Raw genomic sequence first — 1,254 nt, 5'->3', positions numbered from 1 at the left:
TGACCTGCCCCCCGATGGTCCCTCATTCATAACGAGAGTCTGCGGGTCTGGTTTTCATATTCCTCGGTTTCGGTTTGGGCAAGCGCGTCGGGCGCGGAGCCCTCAAATTGCTCAAGCGTCCGACGCGCTTCTGCGGGTGTCTTGTTGCTGAGCGATGAGTGCGGTCTGACATTGTTGTAGTCGTAGCGCCAAAGCGCCAGCTTGCGCCGGGCATCGTCCAAATTGTCGAACATCTCTTCATTCAAAAGTTCGTCGCGCAGGCTGCCGTTGAATGACTCGATGAAGGCATTCTGCTGTGGCTTGCCCGGGTCGATGTAGTGCCAGTCCACGTCGTTGTCGTTGGCCCATTTCAGGATGCCCCGACTGGTGAACTCTGTCCCATTATCGCTGACAATGCCGGAGGGCTTGCCATAGATGCGAACCAGCGCATCCAGTTCCCGCGCCACACGGGCGCCCGAGATACTGGTATCGGCCATCAGGCACAGGTTATCGCGGCAGCAATCATCGTTCACTGCCAAGATGCGGAACCGGCGTGAAGCACCGAACGTGTCGGACAGAAAGTCCAACGACCAGCGTTCGCCCGGCCTCAGAGCTTCTGGCATTGGCGTCCGCGATCCTCGCGCCCGTTTCCGGCCCCGTCGTCGCCTGACGCCCAACTTCTCCTCCGTGTAAAGCCGATACAGCTTCTTGTGGTTCATGATCATTCCCTTGCGCTCCAGCATCACCCCGATCCGCCGGTAGCCGAAGCGACGGCGCTTGGCCGCGACGGCTTTCATCTCCTTGCGTATCTCGGGGTTGTCCGGCGGGCGTTCGCGCCGGACCGTCTTCGGATCGACACCGACAAGTCGGCAGGCCCGGCGTTGCGAGATATCGTGATCCCGCATCGCGCGACGCGCTGCCTCTCGCCGCTCATTCGGCGTCGTCAGCTCTTTCCCAGCAAATCCTTCAGCACGACGTTGTCCAGCATCGTGTCGGCCAGCAGCCGCTTGAGCTTGGCATTCTCGTCTTCCAACGACCTCATCTTGGCAACGTCAGAAACCTCCATGCCGCCATACTTCGATTTGTACTTGTAGAACGTGCCCTGGCTGAGACCGTGCTTGCGGCACACCTCCGCCGTCGGCATTCCAGCTTCCTGTTCCTTGATCATCCCGATGATCTGCGCCTCGGTGAAACGGCTCTTTCGCATTCGTTTGCTCCTTCAAAAGGTTGAGCAAACTCTACATCAGAACGAGGGAAGTTTCGGGGAGCAGGTCA

Annotated in this window: 1 protein-coding gene; it reads right to left on the bottom strand. The window is 59.3% G+C overall.

Features of this window, described 5'->3' with window-relative positions:
* Nucleotides 1-26 precede the first annotated feature (26 nt).
* Nucleotides 27-1,186 (bottom strand): IS3 family transposase gene (locus ACSR1C_RS20530; RefSeq protein WP_460260865.1). Its coding sequence is split into 2 segments (ribosomal slippage): nt 27-937 and nt 937-1,186, totalling 1,161 coding nucleotides; the frame shifts between segments, so codons are not numbered across the junction.
* Nucleotides 1,187-1,254 lie beyond the last annotated feature (68 nt).

This window comes from Actibacterium sp. D185-2 (assembly GCF_054954595.1).
The sequence above is the reverse complement of the archived record's forward strand: the minus strand, read 5'-3'. Positions and strand labels throughout refer to the sequence as shown.